This is a genomic window from Falsiroseomonas stagni DSM 19981, from assembly GCF_900114315.1.
In the GTDB taxonomy this organism is placed as follows: Bacteria; Pseudomonadota; Alphaproteobacteria; order Acetobacterales; family Acetobacteraceae; genus Falsiroseomonas; species Falsiroseomonas stagni.
Genome location: NZ_FOSQ01000009.1, coordinates 70972 through 96612 on the forward strand (window position 1 = coordinate 70972; position 25641 = coordinate 96612).

Annotated in this window: 29 protein-coding genes; 7 read left to right on the plus strand and 22 right to left on the minus strand. The window is 70.8% G+C overall.

From position 1 onward, the window contains the following. Positions 1-2 precede the first annotated feature (2 nt). From BM041_RS20470 to BM041_RS31460, 7 genes are all read right to left on the minus strand, one after another. Complete coding sequence (locus BM041_RS20470) at positions 3-494, minus strand: GNAT family N-acetyltransferase (RefSeq protein WP_092961758.1); 492 nt, start codon at positions 492-494, stop codon at positions 3-5. Continuing rightward, on the minus strand, positions 491-1783 hold the full coding sequence (locus BM041_RS20475) for a pyruvate dehydrogenase complex dihydrolipoamide acetyltransferase (protein ID WP_092961759.1): 1293 nt from the start codon (positions 1781-1783) through the stop codon (positions 491-493). Before BM041_RS20475 ends, BM041_RS20470 begins: the two co-directional genes overlap by 4 nt. Positions 1784-1800: 17 nt before the next feature. Beyond that, positions 1801-3138: a pyruvate dehydrogenase complex E1 component subunit beta gene (locus tag BM041_RS20480; protein WP_092961760.1), complete on the minus strand. Its 1338-nt coding sequence runs from the start codon at positions 3136-3138 to the stop codon at positions 1801-1803. A gap of 1 nt (position 3139) precedes the next feature. After that, the gene (pdhA, locus tag BM041_RS20485; RefSeq protein ID WP_092961761.1) at positions 3140-4189 is read right to left on the minus strand and encodes a pyruvate dehydrogenase (acetyl-transferring) E1 component subunit alpha; all 1050 of its coding nucleotides are present in this window, start codon (positions 4187-4189) and stop codon (positions 3140-3142) included. Positions 4190-4470: 281 nt separating this feature from the next. After that, positions 4471-4671, minus strand: a complete 201-nt coding sequence (locus BM041_RS20490) for a hypothetical protein (protein ID WP_092961762.1) — start codon at positions 4669-4671, stop codon at positions 4471-4473. A 98-nt stretch (positions 4672-4769) separates the two neighbouring features. Beyond that, positions 4770-5183 (minus strand): patatin-like phospholipase family protein, encoded by a 414-nt coding sequence (locus BM041_RS31455; RefSeq protein ID WP_342713812.1) that lies wholly within the window; start codon positions 5181-5183, stop codon positions 4770-4772. Next, positions 5156-5500 carry a patatin-like phospholipase family protein gene (locus BM041_RS31460; RefSeq protein WP_245762191.1) on the minus strand — a complete coding sequence of 115 codons (345 nt, stop codon included), beginning with the start codon at positions 5498-5500 and terminating at the stop codon, positions 5156-5158. The genes BM041_RS31455 and BM041_RS31460 overlap by 28 nt, the downstream gene beginning before the upstream one ends. A gap of 197 nt (positions 5501-5697) precedes the next feature. Between BM041_RS31460 and BM041_RS20500 the strand changes: the two genes are divergently transcribed. Further along, complete coding sequence (locus tag BM041_RS20500; RefSeq protein ID WP_139226116.1) at positions 5698-6741, plus strand: phytanoyl-CoA dioxygenase family protein; 1044 nt, start codon at positions 5698-5700, stop codon at positions 6739-6741. 16 nt (positions 6742-6757) lie between these two features. Here the strand turns inward: BM041_RS20500 and BM041_RS20505 are convergent, their stop codons facing one another. From BM041_RS20505 to BM041_RS20520, 4 genes are all read right to left on the minus strand, one after another. Next, the gene (locus tag BM041_RS20505; protein WP_245762192.1) at positions 6758-7120 is read right to left on the minus strand and encodes an FtsB family cell division protein; all 363 of its coding nucleotides are present in this window, start codon (positions 7118-7120) and stop codon (positions 6758-6760) included. A 114-nt stretch (positions 7121-7234) separates the two neighbouring features. Continuing rightward, complete coding sequence (gene eno / locus BM041_RS20510; RefSeq protein ID WP_092961764.1) at positions 7235-8512, minus strand: phosphopyruvate hydratase; 1278 nt, start codon at positions 8510-8512, stop codon at positions 7235-7237. Between the two features lie 81 nt (positions 8513-8593). Further along, a complete protein-coding gene (locus BM041_RS20515; protein ID WP_092961765.1) occupies positions 8594-8857 on the minus strand; it encodes a hypothetical protein in 264 nt (87 codons plus the stop codon). 71 nt (positions 8858-8928) lie between these two features. Continuing rightward, positions 8929-10050, minus strand: a complete 1122-nt coding sequence (locus tag BM041_RS20520; RefSeq protein WP_092961766.1) for a methyl-accepting chemotaxis protein — start codon at positions 10048-10050, stop codon at positions 8929-8931. A gap of 202 nt (positions 10051-10252) precedes the next feature. Between BM041_RS20520 and BM041_RS20525 the strand changes: the two genes are divergently transcribed. Beyond that, a complete protein-coding gene (locus BM041_RS20525) occupies positions 10253-11125 on the plus strand; it encodes a dienelactone hydrolase family protein (protein WP_092961767.1) in 873 nt (290 codons plus the stop codon). A gap of 14 nt (positions 11126-11139) precedes the next feature. On the opposite strand, the gene BM041_RS20530 is transcribed toward BM041_RS20525, so the two are convergent. From BM041_RS20530 to secG, 5 genes are all read right to left on the minus strand, one after another. Beyond that, positions 11140-11448: a hypothetical protein gene (locus BM041_RS20530; RefSeq protein WP_092961768.1), complete on the minus strand. Its 309-nt coding sequence runs from the start codon at positions 11446-11448 to the stop codon at positions 11140-11142. A gap of 68 nt (positions 11449-11516) precedes the next feature. Next, positions 11517-11822: a hypothetical protein gene (locus tag BM041_RS20535; protein ID WP_092961769.1), complete on the minus strand. Its 306-nt coding sequence runs from the start codon at positions 11820-11822 to the stop codon at positions 11517-11519. A gap of 44 nt (positions 11823-11866) precedes the next feature. Beyond that, positions 11867-12031, minus strand: a complete 165-nt coding sequence (locus BM041_RS30710) for a hypothetical protein (RefSeq protein WP_175534058.1) — start codon at positions 12029-12031, stop codon at positions 11867-11869. Between the two features lie 13 nt (positions 12032-12044). Beyond that, positions 12045-13682, minus strand: coding sequence for a CTP synthase (locus BM041_RS20540; RefSeq protein WP_092961770.1), 1638 nt, complete (start codon positions 13680-13682; stop codon positions 12045-12047). Positions 13683-13815: 133 nt separating this feature from the next. Then, positions 13816-14130: a preprotein translocase subunit SecG gene (gene secG, locus BM041_RS20545; protein ID WP_092961771.1), complete on the minus strand. Its 315-nt coding sequence runs from the start codon at positions 14128-14130 to the stop codon at positions 13816-13818. A gap of 116 nt (positions 14131-14246) precedes the next feature. On the opposite strand from secG, the gene BM041_RS20550 reads away from it, so the two are divergent. Together BM041_RS20550 and BM041_RS20555 are read left to right on the plus strand one after the other, a co-directional pair. Continuing rightward, positions 14247-14513: a type II toxin-antitoxin system Phd/YefM family antitoxin gene (locus tag BM041_RS20550; RefSeq protein WP_092961772.1), complete on the plus strand. Its 267-nt coding sequence runs from the start codon at positions 14247-14249 to the stop codon at positions 14511-14513. Next, the gene (locus tag BM041_RS20555) at positions 14510-14896 is read left to right on the plus strand and encodes a type II toxin-antitoxin system VapC family toxin (protein ID WP_092961773.1); all 387 of its coding nucleotides are present in this window, start codon (positions 14510-14512) and stop codon (positions 14894-14896) included. Before BM041_RS20550 ends, BM041_RS20555 begins: the two co-directional genes overlap by 4 nt. A 3-nt stretch (positions 14897-14899) precedes the next feature. Here BM041_RS20555 and tpiA read toward each other — a convergent pair whose 3' ends face one another. Continuing rightward, entirely contained in the window at positions 14900-15649 is a 750-nt protein-coding gene (tpiA, locus tag BM041_RS20560; RefSeq protein WP_092961898.1) for a triose-phosphate isomerase, read from the minus strand. 87 nt (positions 15650-15736) lie between these two features. Here tpiA and BM041_RS20565 point away from each other — a divergent pair, with 87 nt between their 5' ends. Together BM041_RS20565 and trpE are read left to right on the plus strand one after the other, a co-directional pair. Beyond that, positions 15737-17638 carry a peptidylprolyl isomerase gene (locus tag BM041_RS20565; protein WP_175534059.1) on the plus strand — a complete coding sequence of 634 codons (1902 nt, stop codon included), beginning with the start codon at positions 15737-15739 and terminating at the stop codon, positions 17636-17638. Further along, positions 17635-19134 carry an anthranilate synthase component I gene (trpE, locus tag BM041_RS20570; RefSeq protein ID WP_092961775.1) on the plus strand — a complete coding sequence of 500 codons (1500 nt, stop codon included), beginning with the start codon at positions 17635-17637 and terminating at the stop codon, positions 19132-19134. Before BM041_RS20565 ends, trpE begins: the two co-directional genes overlap by 4 nt. Positions 19135-19171: 37 nt before the next feature. Here the strand turns inward: trpE and BM041_RS20575 are convergent, their stop codons facing one another. After that, positions 19172-19720: a hypothetical protein gene (locus BM041_RS20575; RefSeq protein WP_092961776.1), complete on the minus strand. Its 549-nt coding sequence runs from the start codon at positions 19718-19720 to the stop codon at positions 19172-19174. A 148-nt stretch (positions 19721-19868) separates the two neighbouring features. Between BM041_RS20575 and BM041_RS20580 the strand changes: the two genes are divergently transcribed. Beyond that, positions 19869-20774: a hypothetical protein gene (locus tag BM041_RS20580; protein ID WP_092961777.1), complete on the plus strand. Its 906-nt coding sequence runs from the start codon at positions 19869-19871 to the stop codon at positions 20772-20774. Between the two features lie 12 nt (positions 20775-20786). Here BM041_RS20580 and BM041_RS31900 read toward each other — a convergent pair whose 3' ends face one another. The 4 genes from BM041_RS31900 to BM041_RS20600 form a co-directional block, all read right to left on the minus strand. After that, on the minus strand, positions 20787-21791 hold the full coding sequence (locus BM041_RS31900) for a sensor histidine kinase (RefSeq protein ID WP_092961778.1): 1005 nt from the start codon (positions 21789-21791) through the stop codon (positions 20787-20789). A 111-nt stretch (positions 21792-21902) separates the two neighbouring features. Beyond that, positions 21903-23426 (minus strand): hypothetical protein, encoded by a 1524-nt coding sequence (locus BM041_RS20590; protein WP_092961779.1) that lies wholly within the window; start codon positions 23424-23426, stop codon positions 21903-21905. 44 nt (positions 23427-23470) lie between these two features. Further along, positions 23471-24676 (minus strand): mandelate racemase/muconate lactonizing enzyme family protein, encoded by a 1206-nt coding sequence (locus tag BM041_RS20595; RefSeq protein WP_092961780.1) that lies wholly within the window; start codon positions 24674-24676, stop codon positions 23471-23473. Further along, positions 24673-25635, minus strand: coding sequence for a Bug family tripartite tricarboxylate transporter substrate binding protein (locus tag BM041_RS20600; RefSeq protein WP_245762193.1), 963 nt, complete (start codon positions 25633-25635; stop codon positions 24673-24675). Before BM041_RS20600 ends, BM041_RS20595 begins: the two co-directional genes overlap by 4 nt. Positions 25636-25641 lie beyond the last annotated feature (6 nt).

A 25641-nucleotide genomic window follows, 5' to 3' on the forward strand; every position in this document is an offset into this window, starting at 1 on the left:
CGTCACCCCTTTGTTGCGGCAAGCGCGTGCAGCGCCTCGCCGGTCACGCGTTGCACGCGCCATTCATCCATGCCGCGCGCGCCGATCTTCCGGTAGAAGCGGATCGCGGGCTCGTTCCAGTCCAGCACCTGCCATTCCATCCGCTTCCAGCCGCGGGCGACGCAGATGCAAGCGCAGCGGCGGAAGAAGGCCTCCCCGATGCCGAGGCCCCGGTACTCCGGCTCCACGAAAGCGTCCTCCACATAGAGGCCGTGGCGGCCCGTGAAGGTGCTGAAGATGGGGAACCAGATGCACTGGCCGACCGCCCTGCCCTCGACCTCGGCGAGGATGCAGAACACGGTCGGGTTCGGGCCGAAAAGCGCGTGGCGGAAATCATCCTCCGTGCCCACGGCATCATGCAGCAGCTTCTCATACTCCGCGAGCGCCCGGACCAGCCGGTTGATCTCCGGCAGGTCCGCCTCGACCGCGTCGCGGAGCGAGAAGCGACTGGTCACAGCATCAGGCTCAGCGGTTCCTCGACGATCCGCTTGAAGGCCTGGATCCACTCCGCCGCCAGCGCGCCATCGACAACGCGGTGATCGACGGAGAGCGTGCAGGTCATCACCGTCGCGATGGCCAGCGCGCCATTCTTCACCACGGGCCGCTGCTCGCCCGCCGAGACGGCGAGGATGCCGGCCTGCGGCGGGTTGATGATGGCCGCGAAGTCGCGAACGCCATACATGCCCATGTTGGAGATGGAGAAGCCGCCGCCCTGGAACTCCTCGGGCTTCAGCTTTCCAGCCTTGGCCCGCGAAGCCAGGTCCTTCATCTGGTTGCTGATGGAGGCGAGGCCCGCCTGGTCCGCCTTCCGGATGATCGGCGTGATCAACCCATCCGGGATGCTGACGGCGACGGAGATGTCGACGTCGTGGTACTGGAGGATCGCATCCTCCGTCCATGTCGCGTTCACCGCCGGGAAGCGCCGCAGCGTCACCGCCGCCGCCTTGATGACCAGGTCATTGACCGAAAGCTTGAAGGCGCCAGGCCCATCCTTGGGCGAGGTGGCGTTCAGCTGCGACCGCAGCTTGAGCAGCGCATCGATCTCGATATCCATCGAGACGTAGAAATGCGGCACATTCTGCTTGGATTCCGACAGCCGCCGCGCGATCACCTTGCGCATGGTGCTGTTCGGCACGGCGGTATGCGGCGCCGTGATGACGGGCGCGGCAGGCTTCGGCGCCGGCGCAGCGGCCGGGGCTGCGGCGGGTGCCGGTGCGGCGACAGCCGCAGGCGCCGGCTTCGCCGCCGGGCCCCTGGCCAGCGCCGCATCCACATCCGCCTTCACGATCCGGCCATTCGGGCCGCTGCCGGCCACGCCGGACAGATCGAGCCCCGCCTGTTCCGCCATGCGGCGGGCGAGCGGGGAGGCAATGATCCGGCTGCCCGAGGCTGCCGGCGCGGCTGCCGGTGCCGCAGCGTGTGCCGGTGCCGGCGCGGCTTCCGTCTTCGGCGCCGCCGCGGCCGGCGCGGGCTTCGCGGCCGGTGCGGCATCCGCGCTTTCGCCCGCTTCGACCAGCACCGCGATCACGTCGTTCACCTTCACACCCGCCGTGCCGCCGGCGACGACGATCTTGCCGAGGATGCCTTCATCCACGGCCTCCACTTCCATCGTCGCCTTGTCGGTCTCGATCTCGGCGATGATGTCGCCGGCCTTGACCTGCTCGCCTTCCTTCTTCAGCCAGCGCGCGAGCGTCCCCTCCGTCATGGTCGGGGACAGCGCCGGCATCAGGATGTTCGTCGCCATCGTCCTGCTCCCTCCCCTTACTTGTAGGTCACGCGCTTGGCGGCATCGATCACCTGCTCGATCCGCGGCAGGGCCAGCTTCTCGAGGTTGGCGGCATAGGGCATCGGGATGTCGAGGCCATGGACGCGCACCGGCGGCGCATCCAGGTCGTCGAAGCAGTTCTCCATGATCTGCATCGCGACCTCGCTGCCGATGCCGGCGAAGGGCCAGCCTTCCTCCAGCGTCACCAGGCGGTTGGTCTTCTTCACCGACCGCACGATGGTCTCGGTATCCAGGGGCCGCAGGCTGCGGAGGTTGATGACCTCCGCGCTGATCCCCTGCGCCGCCAGCGCATCGGCGGCCTGCATCGCCAGGCCCACCATGATGGAGAAGGCGACGATGGTGACGTCGGTCCCCTCACGCTCCACCTTCGCCTTGCCGATCGGCAGGATGAAGTCATCCGCCACCGGCATCTCGAAGCTCTGGCCGTATAGGATCTCGTTCTCGAGGAAGATGACCGGGTTCGGATCGCGGATCGCCGCGCGCAGCAGGCCCTTGGCATCGGCGGCCGACCACGGCGCCACCACCTTCAGCCCCGGGCAATGCGCGTACCAGGATGCGTAGCACTGGCTGTGCTGGGCCGCGACGCGGCTGGCCGCGCCATTGGCACCGCGGAAGACGATCGGACAGCCGAGCTGGCCGCCCGACATGTAGAGCGTCTTCGCCGCCGAATTGATGATCTGGTCGATCGCCTGCATGGAGAAGTTGAAGGTCATGAACTCGACGATCGGGCGGAGCCCCGTCATCGCCGCGCCGACCGCCATGCCGGTGAAGCCGTGCTCGGTGATCGGCATGTCGATCACGCGCTTCGGGCCGAATTCGTCCAGCAGCCCCTGGCTGATCTTGTAGGCGCCCTGGTACTGGCCGACTTCCTCGCCGATCAGGAAGACATCCTTGCTGGCGCGCATCTCGACCGCCATGGCGTCGCGCAGCGCTTCGCGCACCGTGATGGATTTGGTCGGGCCCCAATCCTTCTCCGCCACCGCGGCACGCGGCTGGGCGGGGACGGAAGCCGGGGCGGGCGCCGCGACGGGCGCGGGGGCCGGTGCAGCCGCCGGTGCTGCCTTCGCCGCAGTTGCGCCGCCATTCAGCTCCGCGATCGGGGTGTTCACCGACACGCCCTCGGTCCCTTCCGGCACCAGGATGGCGGTCAGCGTTCCCTCATCCACGGCTTCCACTTCCATGGTCGCCTTGTCGGTCTCGATCTCGGCGATCACGTCGCCGGCCTTGATCGTCTCGCCTTCCTTCTTCAGCCAGCGGGCGAGCTTGCCCTCCGTCATCGTCGGGCTGAGCGCGGGCATCAGGATCTGGGTCATGTCAGCGGCCCCCTGCCACCACGGACGCGTCATCGATCAGCACATCGGTCCAGAGCTCGCTCTCATCGGGCTCCGGGCTGGTCTGGGCGAAATCGGCGCTGTCCTGCACGATCGCCTTCACCTCGTCGTCGATCACCTTCAGCTCGGCCTCCGTCACGCCGAACTGTTCGATCAGCAGGCGGCGCGCGGTCTCGATGCAGTCATTCTGCTCCCGCATCTTCTGCACCTCCTCCCGCGTCCGGTACTTGGCCGGGTCGGACATGGAATGGCCGCGGTAGCGGTAGGTCTTCATCTCCAGCAGATAGGGGCCGTTGCCCGCGCGGCAGTGGGCGACGGCACGCTCGCCGGCCTCCCGCACCGCGATCACGTCCATGCCGTTCACCTGCTCCCCGGGAATGCCCCAGGGGCTGCCGTTCTTCGACAGGTCCTTGGACGCGCTGGCGCGGTCCACGCTGGTGCCCATGCCGTATTTGTTGTTCTCGATGACGAAGATGCAGGGCAGCTTGAACAGCGCCGCCAGGTTCAGGCTCTCATAGACCTGGCCCTGGTTGGACGCGCCCTCTCCGAAATAGGTCACGGCGACGGCGCCGTCCTCCCGGTACCAGTTCGCGAAGGCCAGGCCGGCGCCGAGCGAGACCTGCGCCCCCACGATCCCGTGGCCGCCGTAGAAGCCCTTCTCGCGGGAGAACATGTGCATGCTCCCGCCCTTGCCCTTGGAATAGCCGCCGATGCGGCCCGTGAGCTCCGCCATCACGCCGCGCGCTTCCATGCCGGTGGCCAGCATGTGCCCGTGGTCGCGGTAGGAGGTGATGACCTGGTCGCCCGGCTTCAGGCAGAGCTGCATGCCGACCACGACCGCTTCCTGGCCGATATAGAGGTGGCAGAACCCGCCGATGAGGCCCATGCCGTACAACTGGCCGGCCTTCTCCTCGAACCGGCGGATCAGCAGCATGTCGCGATAGGCGCGTGTCAGTTCCGGCTTGCTGATGCCGGGCTCCGCCCCCTTGGGCGCCCCCTTGCCCCGCGGCTTGCGGGTGGCGGTCTCGGCCATGCGGTGTCCTCCTCAGGGCTTGCCTTGTTTTTCGCATCTACGCGGCCCGGCAGGGCTGCGCAAGGCGGAAGAAGCTGCGAAAAGCGTTGATGCTGCAACGCAATACGACAATTAACCGAACCATGGTTAATTGCCATTCCAGCCCCGGAGACGCCGTCCTGCACGCCCCGGCGAGGCCCGCCGGCCCCGCGCGACGGGATTGAATACCGGCGGCGGCGCGGGCAGGGAGGATGATGCGCGCGCCCCCTCTGCCCCGACCATTTGTTGCGCGGGCGTGCTTCCTAGCGCCGCCGCTCCGCCAGCGCTGCCGCCAGCTGGAATTGCAGCACCGACCCGTCCAGCATCGCCCGCACGGCCGGTATCTTCGACTGGACCGCCTGCGCCGCCGGCACCGCGAAGCCGATGCCGAGGCCACCCCCTATGCCGAGGATGCCCAGCAGCAGCAGGGCGTGAAGGGCAAGGCCGGTGCGGGTGGTGGTCATCGGGGCGGCTCCTCGGCGCGTCTGGTGCCGGGAGAATGGCGGGCAGGCCCTGGCGCCTCCTGTTCCCGCGGGAACAGGGCGTCACCGCGCGGGCCGCCTCAATCCGCCGCGCCCTCCATCGGCATCGCCGGCAGGGCCACGCCGCCGCCGCCCCGGATGGTCCAGGCGATGATGGCATCCACCCAGGCCACGGGATCGCGCCGCGGGTCGTAGGTGTGACGCTGCGCGTGCAGCAGCAGCAGCAGCAGCAGCAGCGGCGTGTTGGAGACGAGGCCACCATCCCAGGAGTGCTCGCCATCGATCTCGATGGCGGGAAAGCCCGGCGGCAGCGCGCCGCTGGCCATGACATGCTCCGCCCGGATGGGGATTTCCGCGCTGTCGAAATAGGCGAAGTTGCCGGTGCGGACGTTCACGGCGCCGACGGAAAGCCGCATCGGCCCGTGGTTGATGCGATCGAAATCGACCAGCGAGTCCAGCGTGCCCTTCAGCGCGGCGGCGTCGTGCCGAACCAGGACGTGGCCGGCTGCGGCGCGAAGAAGCCGGGTTGGCCGAACAGCAGCGCTTCCGCCGCGCCAAGGGTCCGGCGATGGGCGGGCGGCGGCACCAGCCCTTCCAGCCAGCCGGCCCAGAAGCCCCGCGGTTCCGTCACCCGTTCCCAGAAAAGGCGCAGCCGTTCCACCCGGTGTTCCGGCGGGTTGCCGGCGATGATCGCCGCGTTGATGGCACCGATCGAGATGCCGGCAACCCAGTCGGGCTCGTAGTCGGACCGCGCCAGCGCCTCATGCACCCCGGCCTGGTAGCTGCCGAGCGCGCCGCCGCCCTGCAGCACCAGTCCGACCCCTCTTGTCGTAGGATGCGGGCCGGGGCGGGAATGGGGGGACGGTCATGCGGCGATCTCCATGGGGGCAGCAGCCTTGACGAGGGGAATTCGTGACGGTTGCAGGCAGGGTTACGCCGCGACGACCGGCGCCGGGGCGGCGGCGGATGGCTGGAAGGGCGCGCGGGCCTGCGCTAACACCCAGGGTCATGGCGACTGCCCTGAACCCGCTGCGATGGCTGCTCCTGCCGTGGCACGCGTTGCGCGTGGCGACGAGCGAGAAGGCCTTCCGCGACAATCCCGTGATCGGCAGCCCCCGGCTCAACCGCCTGGGCCTGCACATCGCCCGCAAGCGCCTGGCGCACCGCATGGCCGCGCGCCGGCGCGCGGCCATGGCATCGCTGCTGACGGACGACCAGCGCGCGGCCTTCCTGCGGGATGGCTACCTGGTGATCCCCGATTTCCTGCCGCCCGAACGCTTCGAGGCGATGCGCGCGGAAGTCATGGCCCGGGACGCCCGCGCCCGCGAATCAATTGACGGCTACACGATGACGCGGCTGATCCCGCTGGACGCCATCGCGCTGCGCCAGATGCCGGCGACGCGGGGCGCGTTGCTGACGCCCCGCTACCTCGGCCTGCACCACTACATCGGCAGCTTCCGCCGCCTGCCCCGCTTCTACGTGCAGACCATCTTCTCCGGCGTGCGGGACGGCCCGCCGGATGTGCAGAGCCACTACCACACCGACACCTTCTTCCCGACGGTGAAGTCCTGGCTACTGCTGACACCGGTGAACCAGGCGGAGGCCGGCTTCACCTACATCCCCGGCAGCCACCTGCCGAACCGCCGGCACCTGGCCTGGGAACGCTGCGTGTCCTTCACGGCACATGAGGGGCGGGACCGGCTGACCGGCGAAGGGTCGCTCCGCATCACGGAGGCGGAGTTGGCGCGGCTTCGCTATGCGCCACCCCGCAAGCTGGAAGCGCAGCCCAACACGCTCATCATCGCCGATACCAGCGGCTTCCACCGGCGCGGCCTGAGCGAGGGCTTCGCCTGCCGCATCTCCATCTGGGCGCAGAGCCGCGGATCGCCCTTCCTGCCCTGGGCCGGCGGGGACATGCGGATCCCCGCGCTGCAAGGCGCCGCGACCCGGGCCTTCGGCTGGCTGGACCACGCCGTGAAGCGGCTGCGCGGGCGGGACAATGGCTGGCGCTTCGCCGGCACCCGCCGGCCGGCGGACCCGCCCGCGGCCTGATCCGGAACAGCCCGCGTCAGAACAGGCGGCGATCCGGGCCGTAGGGGATCACCAGCTCTTCCTTGCCGACGAAGTTCAGCAGCTGGCGGGCGCGCTCATCCAGCTGGTCGCGGTCCAGGCGGTCCCCCCGCATGCCCTGCACGCGGCGTTCCCAGCTCTCCAATTCGGCCCGCGCGCGGTCCAGATCCTGGCGCGCATCGGCCAGCAGCTGCAGTCGCTGTTCGCTGGCGATCAGCCCGCGTTCGCCATGCACCGCATGCCACACGAAATAGCCGCAGGCCGCGATGAAGAACACCGGCAGCACGGCGCTGCGCAACCCCCGCCCGATGGCCGCGAGGATACCCTCGCGCCGCTCCGGCGCCCCGTACTCATCACTCACGTCTTCGAGCCCCCCGCCCGTCTCCGCGCCGCCAGGAAAACAGGAGTTTGTACCCCTGTCCAGCGAAACAAGGTTAACCACGCGCCCCCCCCCCCGGCGCGCGCGGCCCAACCCTCAGCGGCGCAGGACGGAACGCCCGGCGTAGCGCGCGGCGCTGCCCAGTTCCTGCTCGATCCGGATCAGCTGGTTGTACTTCGCCATGCGGTCGGACCGGCTCAGCGAGCCCGTCTTGATCTGCCCGCAATTGGTGGCAACCGCGAGGTCGGCGATGGTGCTGTCCTCCGTCTCGCCGGAGCGGTGGCTCATCACCGCCTTGTAGGCGGCGCGGTGCGCGGTCTCCACCGCCTCCAGCGTCTCCGTCAGGCTGCCGATCTGGTTGACCTTCACCAGGATGGCGTTGCCCGTCCCGGTCTCGATCCCGCGCCGCAGGCGTTCCGTGTTCGTCACGAACAGATCGTCGCCGACCAGGTTCACGGTCTTGCCGAGCCTGTCCGTCAGCAGCTTCCAGCCGGCCCAGTCATCCTCGCTCATCCCGTCCTCGATGGAGACGATCGGGAACTTGGCGCAGAGGCCGGCGAGGTAGTCGACCATGCCGGCGCTATCGAGCTTCTTGCCCTCGCCTTCCATGTCGTAGACGCCGTCCTTGTAGAACTCGGTCGCCGCGCAATCGAGGGCGAGCATGATGTCCTCGCCCAGACGGTGCCCGGCCTTCTCGCAGGCCTTGGCGATGAAGCCCAGCGCCTCATACGCGCTGCCGATATTCGGGGCGAAGCCGCCCTCGTCGCCGACATTGGTGGAAAGGCCGGCGTCGTGCAGCGCCTTCTTGAGCTGCATGAAGATCTCGGACCCGATCCGCACCGCATCGGCCACCGTGCCGGCGGCGACCGGCATGATCATGAATTCCTGGATGTCGATCGGGTTGTCCGCGTGCTGGCCGCCATTGATGATGTTCATCATCGGCACCGGCAGGGTGCGCGCGAAGACGCCGCCGACATGGCGATACAGCGGGATGTCGAGGTCGATGGCCGAGGCCTTCGCCACCGCCAGCGACACCGCCAGGATCGCGTTGGCGCCCAGGCGCGACTTGTTGGGCGTGCCGTCCAGCTCGATCATCGTCTCGTCGATATGGACCTGGTCATAGGCATCCATGCCGCCGATCGCGTCGAAGATCTCGCCCTCGATATTGCCGCAGGCGCGCCGGACGCCCTTGCCGCCGAAGCGGGCCTTGTCGCCGTCCCGCAGTTCCACCGCCTCATGCGCGCCGGTCGAGGCGCCGGAGGGGACGATGGCGCGACCGCGGGCGCCGCTGTCCAGCACCACCTCGGCCTCCACCGTCGGGTTGCCGCGGCTGTCGAGGACCTCGCGGGCGATGATGTCGGCGATGGCGGCCATGGGGCACTCCGGGGCTGGGGGATGGCGCGCGATTAACCTTGTGCGGGGCGCGCGGCAAGCCTGCGTGCGGGCAAGCCCGCGCTATTCGCCGCCGCCGCCATCGCCGCCACCATCGGAATCGCCGCCCGAATCGCCATCGACCGACATCGATCCCTCCCCCGCGATCCCCTGGGTCGCCTTCACGAGCAGCACGAGGGCGAAGACCCAGGCGGCGATGAAACTCCAGATCAGCAGGGGCGAGACTTCATTGACGATGCCGCCGATCATCAGGGCGGTCGCGATGCCGAAGGTGATGACCCGCGAAAAGACCCTGGGCCTGCTCGCCCCCGCGGATTGCATCGCCATCGCCCGACCCCTCGCTGCCCGACAGTCTGGACGAAACGGGCCCCCGAGGCATCCCCGAAAGCGGCCGGCGGCTACCTGCCCGCCTGCCGCGCGGGTTCCTGGACGATCACCCCGGACCAGCCCAGGCCGCGATAGGTCTCATAGCCCGGGGTGCGGTGGAAGGCAGTGGTGCGGCCGCCAGGCTCCACCGCGAAGCCATGGCCGCCCCTTCCCGCCGGCAGGCGCACCATTTCCGCCAGTACGCCCTGGCCATCGGAGGAAGCGAGCACCCGCCCCGCCACATCCACCAGCAGCGCGCGGGTCCGCCCCTGTTCCGATGGCGTGAGCCGCACGCCGCGCAGCACCGCATCGGCCTGGGGCGCCCAGTCGAAATGGATGCCGAGCACGCCGATCACGCGGCCCCTTGGCTGCCCCCCCTCCCGGATCGCGGCGGCATAGGTCGCGACGGGCACGCCGCCCAGCGGATCGCAGGGCATGACGTCGGCCACGGCGAAGTCATCGCCGGAGGACGTGGCCAGCGCGTCGCGGAACCAGCCCTCCTCCGCCACGGAATGGCCGGCCACGCCGGGGTAGCGGTCCGGCCTGCCATTGGCGATGACGCGCCCTTCCCGGTCGCACAGCCAGAGGTCGAGATAGACGGTATAGGCGGAGAGGATGACGCCAAGCCGGCTGGCCGCGTGGGCGCAGTTGGCCGCATCGGGCCTGGAGGCCGCTTCCACCACCGCCGCATCCGTCGCCCACCAGCGGACGTCGCAGGTGCGTTCATAGAGGTTGCGGTCGATGATCTCGATCGCGTTCAGCGCCAGATCCACCAGGCGCTGGCCCGACATCTCCGCCGCCATCCGCTCGCCGACGGTCTTCAACGCCCGGAAGGCGTCGCGGAGCTCGCCGTTCATTTCCGTGGACAGCCGCGCCACTTCCGCCGCCACGGCCTTCACCTCCCCGGCCACCACGGTGAAGCCCTTGCCGGCATCGCCGGCGCGCGCGGCCTCGATCGTGGCGTTCAGGGCCAGGATGCGGGTCTGGCTGGTGATGGCCTGGATGGCCTCCACCTTGGTGGCGGCGATGCCGGCCGCACGGTCCACCAGCGCCAGCACCCGTTCGGGGGTGGCATCCCCGCCATCGGCGCTGCCATCGACAGCGCCAGGCAGCGCGGCGGAACGCTGGCGCAGGGTGAAGTTCGTTCCGTCCATCAGGATACCCCTGTTGCCGCGGGCTGCATAACGGCAGGGTCACTAAGGAAGGCTTGAGGGTGCGGCCCTGCTGGCCGGCCCGCGCCATGGTCCGCCCGCGCGGCATGCGCCATAATCCGGGGGTGTCCGGCCATCCCGCGGCCGAAGGTATAGCACCGGCAGGGGGTATCTCCGGGCACCGGCTGGCAGGATCGCAATCTCGATGAACGGCGCGCGCATCGAATCGCTGCGGGCAGGTTCCTATCGCCTGCACTTCCGGCCCGGGCAGGGACGGCCGCTCCTGATCATCCACCCCTCCCCCATCGAGGAGACGGCGGCCTGGTTCGGCCCGAGCGGGTATGACGACCGCCCGCTGGCCGTGATGTCGGCGCGGGAGATGGAACGCTTCGACTCCGATGCGGATGAGGTCGTCCGGGCCCTGCTCGCCGCCACCGGCTGGCAGGATGCAGCCGATCTGCAGGTCCTGGGCTTCAGCACCGGCGGCTACGCCGCCATCCTGTATGCCGCGATGATGTCCGTGCTGCGGCCTGCCGCCCGGATCAGCGTCCTCGCCTTCAGCCCGATGATTTGCGTCTGGCCGCCGGAGGCCGCGGGCTGGCGCGTGGCGCATCATGAACGCGTCGTGGCCGCGGGCTGGCAGACGCCGACGCAGCGGCGGAACCTGGAACGCTTCGGCGATACGCGACCCTGGGTCCGCAAGGCCGTATCCGCCAGCGACGGGCGTTTCCGCGCCGCGATCCTGCATCCCGCGCGCAACGCGCGGGACGTCGCCCAGGCCAGCCTGCTGACCGGCATGCCGGGCGTGACGGTGGCGGCGCTGCCCACGGCGCAGCACACCTTCTACACGCTGCTGACCCTCAAGCGCGGCCACGCCAACAGCGTGGCCCGGATCCAGCTGGCGCTCACGCGAAAAGGCCGGATGACCCCGGAGGAGGCGCTGCCGCGTGCCACCGCCCTGCATGCGGCGCTGGCCGATGCCGCTGCCGCGGCGCCGGACCTCCTCTCGCTCTACGCCATGCCACGCCCGGCGCCGATCGGAGGGGAGCCGGTCGGGCGGGAGCCGGCGATCACCTGAACCGGCCGCCGCCCCTACAGCGGCTCGCCCGTGCCCCAGACGCGGCGGCGGGGCGTTTCGGCCGGGGGGCGGCCGAAGGCATCGCAGCGTTCGACGATGCTGATCGGGATGGAGGTGGCGCGCGGCTGCGGCGTGGTGCGCGGGCGGCAATAGCCCGCCAGCATCAGATCCACCGTCGCGTTCCGGTTGACCCGGGCCACCTGGCCCCAATCCCCGGCGCGGGTGGTGACGAAATCCCCGGGTTCGTCACGCCGCAGGCGGACGAAGTCGCCGATGGCGATGGGCCGGGTGGGCTGGGCGTCTCGGGGATCATGGCTTTGCATGGGGCGAGGAGACCCCACAGCTTTTGCCGCGATGTTACCCACCCGCGCCGGTGGGAAGCGGGCCCGGCTCAGCGCGGCGCGCGCGTGTCCCACACCGCGGAAAAGCCCCGGCGCAGCGGCAGCCCCTGGCGATCGCAGGGTTCCACATGGCCGCGGGGAATCGCCATGGCGCGGGCCATGCCCGCATCCTTCGGCCGGGAATAGCCGGCGAGCTTGAGGTCGAGCGACCCGCAGGGATGCACGCGCATCACCACCCCCCAGTCGCCCGGCTTGCCGCTGGCGAGGGGCCCGGTTTCCGCCTTCAGCAGGCGCACCAGGTCACCCGGCTCGAACAGGTAGGTCTCGGTATCGCCATGGCCCTTGATGGTGCGCATGGTCCATCATGGCCACGAAACGGTTAGCGGCCGGTTGCGGCGCGCTACTTCTTGCCGAGTCCGCCGCCCAGCAGCAGCGTGGCGCCCAGCCCCACGGCCAGCGCCAGCGGCACGGCGATGGATCCGAAGACGGTGGCGGCCAGGATGGTCAGCACCAGCGTCGCCGCGGCGCCGATCCCCAGCCGCTTCAGCCTGGCCTTCTCGTCCATCGTGCCTCGTTCCTCAGACCAGCCGGGCCTGCTTGACCGCCGCGCCGATGAAACCGCGGAACAGCGGATGCGGCGCGAAGGGCTTGGACTTCAGCTCCGGGTGGAACTGCACCCCGATGAACCAGGGATGGTCCGGCACTTCCACGATCTCCGGCAGGCTGCCATCGGGCGACATGCCGCAGAACTTCAGGCCGACGCCTTCCAGCTTCTCCCGGTAGGCCACGTTCACCTCGAAGCGGTGGCGGTGGCGTTCCTGGATCTCGGCCGCGCCGTCATAGACCTCCCGCACCAGGGACCCCTCCGCGAGATGCGCGGTGTAGGAGCCGAGCCGCATGGTGCCGCCCAGGTCGCCGCCGGCGGATCGCGTCTCCACCCGGTTGCCCTTGGTCCATTCCGTCAGCAGCCCCACCACCGGTTCCGCGCAGGTGCCGAATTCGGTGGAGGACGCGCCCTTCAGGCCGACCAGGTTCCGCGCCGCCTCGATCACCGCCATCTGCATGCCGAAGCAGATGCCGAAGAAGGGGATCTTGCGTTCACGGGCGAAGCGGACGGCCTCGATCTTGCCGCCGGTGCCGCGTTCGCCGAAGCCGCCGGGCACCAGGATGCCGTGCACGCCCTCCAGGCGCTTCACCGCCTCCTCGTCCCCGGCCTCGAAGATCTGGCTGTCCACCCAGTCCAGCCTGACCTTCACATTGTGGGCGATGCCGCCATGGGTCAGCGCCTCGGCCAGCGATTTGTAGCTGTCGAGCAGGTTCGTGTACTTGCCGACGACGGCGATCGTCACCTCACCCTCCGGCGCGCGGATGGACTGGACGATCTTCTCCCAGCGCCGCAGGTCGGGCTCGCCATAGAAGGAAAGGTTGAAGTGCCGCAGCACTTCCCGGTCCAGCCCCTCCGCATGGTAGCTGATCGGCACGGAGTAGATGCTGTCGGCGTCATAGGCCGGGATGACCGATTCGGGCCGCACGTTGCAGAACAGCGCGATCTTCCGGCGCTCATTCTCCGGGATCGGGCGGTCGCAGCGGCAGAGCAGGATCTGGGGCTGGATGCCGACGCCGAGCAGTTCCTTGACGCTGTGCTGCGTCGGCTTGGTCTTCAATTCGCCGGCCGACGGGATGTAGGGCACCAGGGTCAGGTGGACGAACAGGCTGCGGGTGGGGCCCACCTCGTTCGCCAGCTGACGGATGGCTTCCAGGAAGGGCAGCGACTCGATGTCGCCCACCGTGCCGCCGACCTCGACCAGGACGAAGTCGTAGCCATCGGTCTCGGCCTGGATCACGTCCTTGATCTTGTCCGTGATGTGCGGAATGACCTGGACGGTCCCGCCGAGGTAGTCGCCCCGGCGCTCCTTCGCGATCACGTCGGAATAGATCCGGCCGGTGGTCCAGTTGTCCGCCCTGGAGGCATGGACACCCGTGAAACGCTCGTAGTGGCCGAGGTCGAGGTCGGCTTCCGCCCCGTCATCGGTCACGAAGACCTCGCCATGCTGATACGGGGACATCGTGCCCGGATCGACATTGAGGTAGGGGTCGAGCTTGCGAAGGCGCACCTTGTAGCCGCGCGCCTGCAACAGGGCACCGAGCGACGCCGCAGCGATGCCCTTGCCGAGGGAGGAGACCACGCCGCCGGTGACGAATACGAACCGCGTCATGGACGCCCCTCATAGCGAAGCCGCGCGGGCAAGCAAAGCCGCGCGCGCGTTGTGGAACCGGGATACTGCCATGTAGCCCGCGCGGGGCGCGGGCGTAGATGCCAAGCCCGCGCGGGGCGCGGGATGGCGGACTTCAGTTGTTGGGAACGGCGGGCGCCGCGGGCACGGCCGGGGCCGTGGCGGCCGGCGGCGTCGCATCCAGGATGGAACCGCGCGGGTTCTGCCCCTTGCCGAGCATCGCCAGCACCAGCGCCAGCGCCATGAAGGCGGTGCCGAGGATGGCGGTGGTGCGCGTCAGCAGGTTCGCGGTGCCGCGCCCCGTCATGAAGCTGCCCATGCCCTGGGAGGAACCGATGCCGAGCCCACCCCCCTCGCTCCGCTGGACGAGGATGACCCCGATCAGCGCCAAGGTGACGAGCAGGAAGAGGACGAGGAGGACTGTGGTCATGGCGCGCCGCTTCTAGCCTGCCGCGCGCGGGAAGGCCAGCGGTGGCTCAATCGTCGGGAAGGTTGGAACCTGCCTCGCCCTTTGTGTACACACTCAGTGACCACCGGAGGCAATCAATGCCCAGCCCAGGCCCGGGATCACCCCAGCGCGTCGGCGTCCGCGAATTGCGTGACAACCTCACGACCTTCCTGCGGGAAGCCCGCCAGGGCTCCGCCTTCCTCGTCACCTCGCACGACCAGGTGGTGGCCGAACTTCGGCCACCGCCGCCGGAAGCCGCGCCACGGCGGCAGCCCGGGGTATTGGCCGGCCGCATCCGCCTGGCCCCCGATTTCGACGAAACGCCGCCGGAGATGATCGACTCGATGGAAGCGCCGCTGGGGTGAGAATCCTGCTCGACACCCATGCCCTGCTCTGGTGGCTCGCGGGCGATCAGCGGCTCGGCCCCACGGCCAGCGCCCTGATCGCCGACCCCGTGAACGAGGTCCTGGTCAGCGCCGCCTCGCTCTGGGAGATCACGGTCAAGGTGCGGATCGGCAAGCTCGAGGCCGATGTGGCGGAGATCGCGACGGCGATGCGCGGGCAGGGCTTCAGCCTGCTGGAGATCGCCGTCCCGCACCTGGTGGCGCTGCAGGCCCTGCCCGCGCACCACCGCGACCCCTTCGACCATCTGCTGATCGCGCAATGCCTGGCGGAGGGCGCCGCCTTCCTGACCGCGGACGGGCATGCGCCCGCCGATCCGGTCCGGTTGATCAGCGCCTCCGCCTGACCCTCATCCCGCCGCCCGGGCGATGGCGAGGAAATCCGCCGCCACCAGGCTCGCGCCGCCGACCAGCCCGCCATCCACATTGGGCAGCGCCAGGATGGCGCGGGCGTTCCCCGGCTTCATCGACCCGCCATAGAGGATCCGCGTCCCGGCCCCCGCCGCCCCGAAGCGTGTCGCCAACGCGGCGCGGATGGTGCCGTGGATGGCGGCGATGTCGCCCTCCGTCGGCGTGCGGCCGGTGCCGATGGCCCAGACGGGTTCATAGGCCACGATGCCCGCGAAGCCGTCCGGCAGGCTGTCGGCCAGTTGGCGGGAGACGACCTGCTCCGCCTGCCCCGCCAGGCGCTCCGCCTCCGTCTCCCCCACACAGACCACCGGCACCAGGCCGGCGGCCAGGGCCGCCACCGTCTTGGCACGCACCACCGCATCCGTCTCCCCATGGTCGGCCCGGCGTTCGCTGTGGCCGAGGATCACATGGGTGGCGCCGACATCCCGCAGCATGGCGGCGGCGATGTCGCCGGTATGGGCTCCCTTGGCGGCGGCATGGCAATCCTGCGCGCCCACGGCCACGGGCTGGCCCAGCATGGCGGCGGCCAGGACCTGCACATGCAGGAAGGGCGGGCAGACCAGCAGGTCCGCCGGCAGGGCCTCCGCCACCGCGCCGGCCCGCACCGCCTCCGCCAGCGCCGCGGCCTCCCGCAGCGTGCCATGCATCTTCCAGTTGCCCGCGATCAGCGGCCGGACGCCGGGGGTCATGCCCATCTCCCTTGCATTGATGCGGACGGCCCTACCAACACCGCCCCGGGCTGGCAACGTGCGGATTTCTCGGCTACCCCGGCGGGCATGATCACCTGGTTCCGCGCGCTTACCCAGACCTGGATCGCCAAGGTCCTGTTCCTCCTCCTGGTGCTGTCCTTCGGCATCTGGGGGATCGAGGACACCGTCCGCAATTTGTGGCGGGAGACGGCGGTCGTCCGCATGGAAGGCGCCAGCATCGAGGTGCCGGAAGCCCAGACCGCCGCGCGCCGGGAACTCCAGCGCGTGACGCGCCAGCTCGGCCCGAGCTTCGAGCCGGAGGAACCGCTGCGCCGCGCCGTCGCCATGCAGGCGGTGGAGAATTTGATCAGCGAACGCGCCCAGCGCCTGGAAGCCACCCGCATCGGCGTGTCCACCCCGGATGCGGTGGTGCAGGAATACGTCTTCTCCATCCCCAACTTCCAGACCGGCGGCCGCTTCAACCGGCTCATCCTCGACCAATGGCTGCGCCAGAACGACATGAACGAGGCGATGTTCCTGCAACTCGTGCGGGACGACCTCCAGCGCATCCAGCTGATCGGCGCCGTCCGCACGGGCGCCATGGCCCCCACCCTGCTGACCAACGCCATGGTGCGGTTCGAGCGTGAGCAGCGCGTGGCCCAGGTGGCGGAGTTCCCCCTGCTGGAAGCGCCGGAGCCGGAGCCGCCGACCGAAGCCGCCCTCGCCCGCTTCCACGCCAACAACCCCGACCGCTTCTCCACCCCCGCGATCCGGGAGGCGACCGTCGCGGTGCTGACGGCGGAGACGCTGGCCGACCAGGTCGAGGTCTCCGACGCCGACCTGGCCGCCGCCTACGAAGCCCGCCATTCCCAGTTCGAGACGCCGGAGCGCCGCGACCTGCAGCAGGCCCTGCTGCCGACCGAGGACGCCGCCCGCGCGATCGCCGCCGCCTGGACCGCCAACGCCGATTTCGACGCCATCCAGCAGGCCGCGACGGCCGCCGGTGGCGGCGCGCTGTCCCTCGGCGACCTGACCCGCGCCGATCTGCCGATCGAGGCGCTGGCCGCGGCGGTTTTCGCCGCCCCCGCCGGCGGCATCACCGCCCCCGTCCAATCCCCCTTCGGCTGGCACGTCATGCGCGTGGCCCGCATCACCCCCGGCGTCACCACGCCGCTGGCGGAGGTCGCGGACCGGCTGCGGCGGGAGGTCGCGCTGGAACGCGCCGGAGACCTCGCCTTCGATCGCGCCAACCGGGTGGAGGACGCCATCGCCGGCGGCGCGACGCTGGAGGAAGCGGCCCGCCGCTACGCCATGACCGTCACCACCGTGAAGCTGGATGCCGAGGGCCGGGATGCGGAGGGCCTGCCCGTGGTCCTCCCGGTCCCCGCCGCCGCGCGCCAGGAAGCGCTGCGGTCGATCTTCACGGCCGAGATGGGCCGCGCGCCGCGCCTCGCGGAACTCCGCCAGGCCGAGGGCTTCATGGCGGTGGAACTCAAGGCGATCACGCCCCCCGCGCTGAAGCCGCTGGAGAGCATCGCGGATGAGGTGCGGCTTGCCTTCATCGTCGATGCCCGCCGCCGCTTCCAGGAGGAGAAGGCCGCCGCGCTCCTCGGCGCCAGCCGCAACGGAGCCTCGCTGGCGGATGCCGCGACGGCGCAGGGCGTGCAGAGCGACCGGATGGGCCCCTTCGGCCGCCAGCCCGTGGCCGGCACGCCCGGCCTGACCGTGCCGCCGGAACTGCTGCCCGCCATCTTCAACCTTCGCGTCGGGGAGGCGACAATGGTCCCCACCCGTGGCGGCTTCGCCGTGGCGCAGCTGCTGGAGATCATCGCCGCCGACCCGGCCGCCGATCCCGCGGCGGTCGCGAATGCGCGCACGACGCTGATGAGCCAGTCGGCGGATGAGCTGGAAGCAGCCTACCTCGCCGCGCTCCGCACCCGCGCGGCGCCGCGCATCAACCAGGGCCTGATGCAGCAGGTGATCCCGTGAGCCCGAGCTTCGCCGCCTTCCGGGAGGCGATCGCCGCCGGGCGCGGCCAGGTGCTGTTCCGCGAACGGGTCGCGGACCTCGATACGCCCGTGGGCGCCTTCCTGCGGCTGGTGCAGGGCAGGCCCAACGCCTTCCTGCTGGAATCGGTGGAGGGCGGCGCCGCAAGGGGTCGCTTCTCGGCGCTGGGCATGGAGCCGGACCTGGTCTGGCGCTGCCGCAACGGCCAGGCGGAGATCAACCGCCACGCGCTGTCCGCCCCCCATGCCTTCGTGCCGGACCCCGCGCCGCCGCTCGACAGCCTGCGGACCCTGGTGCAGGCGACGCGGATGCCGATGCCGGCGGGGCTGCCCAGCATCGCGGCGGGGCTGTTCGGCTATCTCGGCTACGACATGGTCCGGCAGATGGAACGCCTGCCGGCGACCAATCCGGATGTGCTGGGCGTGCCGGAAGCCGTGATGATCCGCCCGACGCTGGTCGCCGTCTTCGACCATGTGCGGGATACGCTGACGCTGGTGACAGCCGTCTGGCCCGAGCCTGACATGGACCCCCAGGCGGCCTGGGACCTGGCGAATGCCCGGCTGGATGAGGCCGAGGCGGCGCTCGACCGGCCCCTGCCCCGCCCCGCCCCCGCCGCCGCCCTGCCCGCGCCGCCCGCGCCGACCTCCAACTTCACGAAGGAGGAATTCAAGGCCGCGGTGCTGCGCGCGAAGGACTACATCAATGCCGGCGACGCCTTCCAGGTGGTGCCGTCCCAGCGCTTCTCCGCCCCCTTCGGCCTGCCGCCCTTCGCGCTGTACCGCGCGCTGCGCCGCCTGAACCCGGCGCCCTACCTGTTCTATTGCGATTTCGCCGGTTTCTCGCTGGTCGGTGCCTCCCCGGAAATCCTCGTCAGCGTGAAGCATGGGGAGGTGAAGCTGCGACCCCTTGCCGGCACCCGCCCCCGGGGCGCGACGCCGGAGGAGGACAAGCGGCTGGAGATGGAACTGCTGGCGGACCCGAAGGAACTGGCGGAGCACCTCATGCTCATCGACCTCGGCCGCAACGACATCGGCCGGGTGGCGGAAATCGGCAGCGTGCGCGTCACGCAGAAATTCCAGGTCGAGCGCTACAGCCAGGTCATGCACATCATGTCGGAGGTGGTGGGCCGGCTGCGCCCCGGCCTCGATGCGCTGGATGCGCTGGCGGCGGGCTTCCCGGCGGGCACGCTCTCGGGCGCTCCCAAGGTGCGGGCGATGCAGATCATCGAGGAGCTGGAGCCGTCCCGCCGCGGCATCTATGCCGGCGGCGTCGGCTATTTCGGCGCCGATGGGGACATGGACACCTGCATCGCGCTGCGCACGGCGCTGGTGAAGGATGGCGTCATGCATGTCCAGGCCGGCGCCGGCGTGGTGGCGGATAGCGATCCGGAAGCCGAGTACCAGGAGACGCACCAGAAGGCCCGCGCCCTGTTCCGCGCCGCCGAGGAAGCCGTGCGCTTCGCCGCGCAGCGGCGGTAAGGCCCCCGCCGCCCAGCGGCGGTGATAAGGGGCGGGTTCAGCCCGCCCCGATATAGGCAACGACGCCGCGGAAGGCGAAGCCGCCCACCCCGATCGCGCCCTGGACCTGCGGCAGGTCCAGCACCGCGCGGCCGAAGCTCGGCAGGTTGCGGGGGATGTTGAAGCGCGTCGCGGTGATGACATCGCCCTCCCCGAAGATCGCCACCTCCCGGATCGTGAAGGCCGCAAGCTGCGCGCCGATCACCACGGCGGAGGCGCCGATCTGCGCGATGTCGAACTGCTCCCGCTGGATGTCCTCGCAGGAGAAATTGCCGCTCATCGCCCCCCAGCCATAATCATCCGTGGGCGGCCGGAAGTTGGGGTTGATGAGCTGCCGGACGATGTCGGAATAGGGGATGGAGACGGCGCTGCCGATGCTGCCCCCCATGCCGGCGCCGCCCGCGATGGCGACGAAGCAGGGCTTCACGCTGACATCCGGGCTGCGGAACTGGATGAAGAATACGCCGCCGCCGAGCACCGCCGCACCGCCAGCCTGCGCCACCACGCAGGACTGCCAGCGCGACGACTTCTTTTCCCACCAGCCCATGCCGCGCCGATCCTTGAAGCGAGGCCGGAAATGTCCCGCCACCCCCCGCAACCCGCAAGGTGACGACGGTTTCGGACGGTTTCGCGCTGCCATGGTGCGAACCGGCACGGTTCGGTTGCGTTCCGGCCGATGAAGCGGAGCGTCCGTCATGCCCGGCCCCATCGAATCCTCCCGCCCCGTACCCGCCCATGGCATAGGCGGGCGCATGGTCGCCCTCACCCGCCGAGCCGCGCTCTTCGCCGCGCCGGCCCTCGCCTCCTGCGGCGCGGGCCCGCGTTCGGGCGTGTCCGGCGGCATCCCGGCGGGGGAGATGGCGGTGCCGCGCCTCAACGCGCTGTCGGCCCATGGGACGCTGCCCGGGGAGCCCGATGCGGCGCTGCGCTGGACCGCGATCCCCGCCGGCGCGACGCAGCTTCGCATCGTCGTCCACCTGCACGGCTTCAGCGCGCCGAACGAACCGCTGCGCCTGGTGCAGGGGCGGCTGCCCGGCAGCGGCCTGGTTCTGCCCGCCTTCCCGCCCACCATCGCCATCCTGCCCCGTGGCCGCCCCCTCCCCGGCCGTCCCGGCGCCTTCGACTGGCCGGCGCTGGCGACGCCCGGCGGGTTGCAGGCGGTGGTGGAGGAAGCGCTGGCGGGCTTCGGCCCGCGCCTGCCGGCGCCGACGCAGCTGGTCCTGACGGCGCATTCCGGCGGCGGTTCCGGCCTGGCGCGCATCCTGGAGACCAGCCTGCGCGGCGTGCTTCGCGTCGATGAGGCGCATCTGTTCGACGCGCTCTATGGCGATCACGGCCCGGTGCTGCGCTGGGCGCGCGCGCGGGCGGCGGATGCGCGGCCGGGGGTGCCCCCCCCGGCGCTGGCCGTCATCGCCCGGCCGGGGACGGCGACGGAAGCGCCATCGCGCCGCCTGGCGGCCGGGCTGGGGCAGGCCGGGCTGGGGGCGCCGCGCTTCCGCGTGCTGCTGACCAGCGCGCCCCACAACGACATCCCGCGCCTGTTCGGCCCGGCGCTGCTGGCCGATGCGGCGGCCGCGCTGCCGGCCACGTCCCTCGCCTGAGCCTCGCCGGGGTCAGGCCGCCAGGCGGTTCCGCCGCATCCGCAGCCGCACGATCAGCCCTTCCGCGGACCAATCATAGTCGATCCCGCCGCCGAGCTGCCGCGCCACGCTGCGGCGGATGAGTTCGCTGCCATAGCCCACGGGGCCCGGGGGCTGCACGACCGGCGGGCCGCCCCGTTCCGTCCAGGCCAGCACCACCTCCTCCTCCGGCGCGGCGCAGCGCAGGTCCAGCGTGCCGGCGGGCACGGACAGCGCGCCGTATTTAAGCGAATTGGTCGCGAGTTCATGCACGACGAGGGCCAGCGTCGTCGCCGCGGCCTCCCCGATATCCATGCGCGGCACGGCAATGCGGATCCGCCCCGAATGGCCATCGGTCTCGTCATAGGCCTGCAGCAGCACCGTCAGCAGATCCGCCAGCAGCGCCGCCTGCACCTTCGCGCCGCCGGCGGGGCGCACCAGATCATGCGCCCGGCCGAGGGCCGTCAGCCGCTTCGCCAGATCCTTGGCCATCTCCGCCGTGGTGGCGGAGGAGCGGGACGTGATCTGCGCGAGCTGGGAGGCAACGAGCAGCAGGTTCTTGACCCGGTGGCTCATCTCCCCGGCCAGCAATTCGTTCGCTTCCTCCGCCTGCTTGCGCCCCGTCACGTCGAGGAAGATGCCGCGCATCACCTGTTCATGGATATCCGCGTCATTGCCCTGCCCGCGCGCGGATACCCAGCGGATGTCGTCGCCGGACAGGATGCGGAAATCGATCTCATAGGGGCCGAGCGTCACCCGCGTGGCCGCGAAGGCCGCGCGCACCCGGTCGAGGTCCCGGGGATGGATCTTCGTCGACATGGCCTCGAAGGTGGTGACGCTGCTCATCGGCAGGTCCCACAGCCCCTGGGCGCGGCTGTCCATGGCGATCTCGTCGGTCTGCACGTTCCACCACCACAGGCCGACCCCCGCGGCGGCGATGGCGGCCTGGAGATGCGCGGGGTCCCAGCCGGGTTGCGGCGGCGCCGTGACGATCGACATGGGCTTGATCCCTGGCGGGTCTGTGCAGTCACGGCGCGCTGAGCCACGCTGACTACCACGGCCGTCACGGCGCTGCGAGGGACGGGCCGGGGCTGCCGGCCTTCGCCGGCGCTACTCCGGCCAGCAGCGGGCCACCGCTTCCGGGTCCACCAGCTGTTCGGCCGGCGCGGCCAGAAGGGCGGCCAGGGCGCCATCCGGCCAGGGGATGACGTAGTGGGACCAGTCCGTGTCGGTGAAGACGGATTGCGCCGCGGCCTCCGGCAGGGTGCAGCCGCGGCTCAGCGCCCAGGGTTCGTTGACCAGGATGGAGGCCTCCATCCCCTGCCCCAGCGCACCGATGGCCAGAAGCGCCGCCAGCAGCGCGCGGCGCCAGCCCGGCGCGGCGTGCAGCAACGCCAGCGCGCCCGCCACGGCCAGGAAGGCCAGGGCGGCGATGCCGCCGCGCATCGTCATCTCGTTGCCCGGCCCGAAGACATAGAGCGGCAGGACCGCGAGCAGCCCGACCGCGACCGCCAGCAGCCGGGACCGCGCCAGCAGCAGCACGGCGGCGGCGATGGCGCCGACCTCCACCAGCAGGAACAGCAGCAGGCGCGGCAGGCTGTCCCAGCCATGGATGCCGAACAGGAACCCATGCGGGATGGAGGACGCCCCCGCCATCAGGAACAGCCCCGCCGGCACCACCAGCACCACCGCCAGCCAATTGGCCGGCCCCGCCAGCGCGCCGCGGATCACGGGCCAGCCCGCCAGCAGGAAGGCGGCGCCGGTCAGCACCCCCGCGCCCAGCGCCGACAGCGGTGCCCAGATCGCGGCGGCGGCCAGCGGCAGCCCCGCCATGGCGGCGAAGCGCGGCTGGCGCGCATGGCGCAGCAGCAGCAGCGCCGGCAGCCAGGCCGGCAGCGCATGGTTCGGCACCCAGAGCAGCAGGGTCAGATGGCCGGAGAACTGGAACTCCCGCGCCCACCATTCGCCGCCCCGGCCCCAATAGGCGCCGATGCCCTCGCCTTCCGTCGCGTCCAGCCAGAGATTGGGCAGCAGGTCGAGCCCGCCGAAACTGACGAAGACCAGCGCCAGCACCAGCGCCGCGTATCGCCGCCCCGGCAGCACATCCCGCGCCAGCGCCGCCAGCAGCGCCAGCACCAGGAACAGGCCGAGCGCGGTCCATAGGAACAGCGCCACCTGCGCCGCGGCGATGCCCCCCAGCCGGCCGACCGCCGCCGCCGGCATGTAGTAGCCAAGCGGCGCCCGCAGCAGCCAGGCGAGGTCCCCGATCGCGTAGAGCACCGGCCAGGGCCCGGTGGAGAGGTCATGCAGCACCGCGTCCCGGATCTGCCAATCGACCGCGGCGTACAGAAGGTGGTGCGTCCCGCTGGCCCCGAAGCCCCAGGCCAGCGCCCCCGCCGCGCAGGCCAGGGTCGCGCGGGCGGAGAGCGGCCAGCCGCCCCGCCACCCCGGCATCATCGCGAAAGCGCCGAGCCCCGCCAGCAGGCAGGTCGCCGCCCAGGGCAGCGCCAGGAACCCGGCCGCGAAGATGAGCGCGGGCAGCAGCAGATAGGCGGTGGTGACGACCAGCAGCGCATCCGGCGCCACCAGGCCGAGCGCGGCATCAAGGTCGAGCCGCCGCGCCGGCGCGGGCACGGGGGTGGGGACCTCGTCCTCCCCCCGCCAGCCCCTGAAGCTGCCTAGGCCCTGCTCTCGCGGATCGTCGCGCGCTTCCTGGTGTCCGGCTGCAAGGCGGTCCCCAGCCCCGGCCCCTGCATCGGCAGGCAATAGCCGCGCTCCACCCGCGGCAGCACCGTCACCAGGTCCCGGTACCAGGTGGCCAGCGTCGCCCGCACCACCTCCTGGAAGATTGCCGTCGCCGCGTGTAGCGCGAAATGGAGCGACGCGACCAGCGTCACCGGCCCCGTGCAATCGTGCGGCGCGACCGGACGCGCCCAGGCTTCCGCCATGGCCGCGATCTTCCGAGCCTCCGTCAGTCCACCGCACCAGGTCAAATCCACCATGACGATATCGGTGGCGCCGGCCACCAGCAGGTCACGGAACGCCACCTTGCCGCCCAGGGTTTCACTGGCACAGATCGGTACCCCTGGCGCCATGCGCCGCAATTCCGCCAGCGCCGCCGTGTCATCCATCTTGAGGATCGGGTCCTCCACCCAGAAGGGCCGGATGGGCGCGAGCGCGTTGCAGATGCGCGACGCGGCAGGCAGCGACCACAGCGAATGGAGTTCCGCCATCACCTCCATCCGGTCGCCGACCGCGGCCCTGATCTTCTCGAAGGGCTCCATGCCCTTGTTGAGATCGACCAGGTTGATGAGCTGCCCGCCCGATTCCGCCGCATGGATGTCGAAGGGCCAGATCTTCATCGCCGTGAAGCCTTCCTCCAGCAGCGAATGAGCCAGCTCATCCGGCGCGTTCATGAAGGCGATTTGGTCGTCATAGGGGCCGGCGCGATCCTCCGCCCCCGCCACTTCCCGCCGGTTGGGGCGGGAATTGTAGTCGTAGCCCGCGCAGGTGTTGTAGGCACGGATGCGGTCCCGGGAGAGGCCACCGAGTGCTTCGTGGACAGGCACGCCGAGCCGCTGCCCCGCCAGATCCCACAGCGCGATGTCCACGGCGGATGCCGCGCGCATCTCCGCACTCGATGCCCCGAAGCCGACATAGGGCGTCATCAGGAAGCGGTGGTGCCGCTCGATGTCCCGCGCATCCTTGCCGAGGAGATAGGGCGCGACGAGGTCATGGATCTGCCCCTCCACCGCCGCCGCGCCGCGAAATGCCTCGCCGAGGCCGGTCAGGCCCTCCGCCGTCTCGATCTCCACCCAGCAGAGATTGGCGCGTTCCGGCACCCGCAGCGTGCGGACGCAGGTGATCCTGGACGAGGCACTCATTCCGCGCGAATCCCCTGCTTGCGGACCACCTCGGCCCAGCGCGCGACCTCGCCGCGCATGTAGGTATCCATCTGCGCCGGCGTGCCGCCCAGCACGACCACGCCGAGGTCGGCCAGGCGCCGCCGCACCACCTCATTCTCCAATGCCTTGCCGAAGGCCGTGTTCAGCGCGGCGATGGCGGGGGCGGGCGTGCGCATGGGCGCGAGGAAGCCGAACCAACTGTCGATCGCCATGCCCTCCACGCCCTGTTCCGCGAAGGTCGGAAGGTCCGGCAGTTCCGGCAGCCGCGCGGCGCTCACCGCCGCCATCGGCCGAACCGCGCCCGCGCGGATATGCGGCAGGATGGAGGGGAGGTTGTCGAAGAAGATATCGATGCGCCCGGCGATGAGGTCCGTCGTCGCCGGCCCCGATCCGCGATAGGGCACGTGCTGCATCTCGATCCCCGTCAGCGACCGCAGCAGTTCCGGCCCGATATGGTTGGAGGCCCCGACACCGGAGGACCCGTAGGTCAGCGCCCCCGGCCGCGCCCGGGCCAGCGCCAGCAATTCCTGGACGTTCTGCGCCGGCAGGTCGCGGCGGACGGACATCACGTTACGCACCGCGCCGGTCAGGATCACCGGCGCCAGGTCCTTCAGCAGATCATAGCCGGGATTGGCGTAGAGCGACGGGTTCGCGCCACACGGCCCGAAGCTGCATTGCAGGACGGTCGTGCCATCCGCAATGGCGCGTGCGACCTCGGCGGCCGCGATGTTGCCGCCGGCGCCGCCGCGGTTCTCCACGACGGCGCCGCGCGGCAGGAAGGGCGCTGCCGCCTCCGCCAGCACGCGGGCCATGATGTCGCTGGTGCCGCCCGGGGGGGCGGGGACGATGATGCGGATGGGGCGTTCAGGCAGATCGGCCGCCATCGCCGGCAGCACGAACAACAGCGCCGATAGCGCCCCCAGCAGGCGTCGCTTCATGGTTCG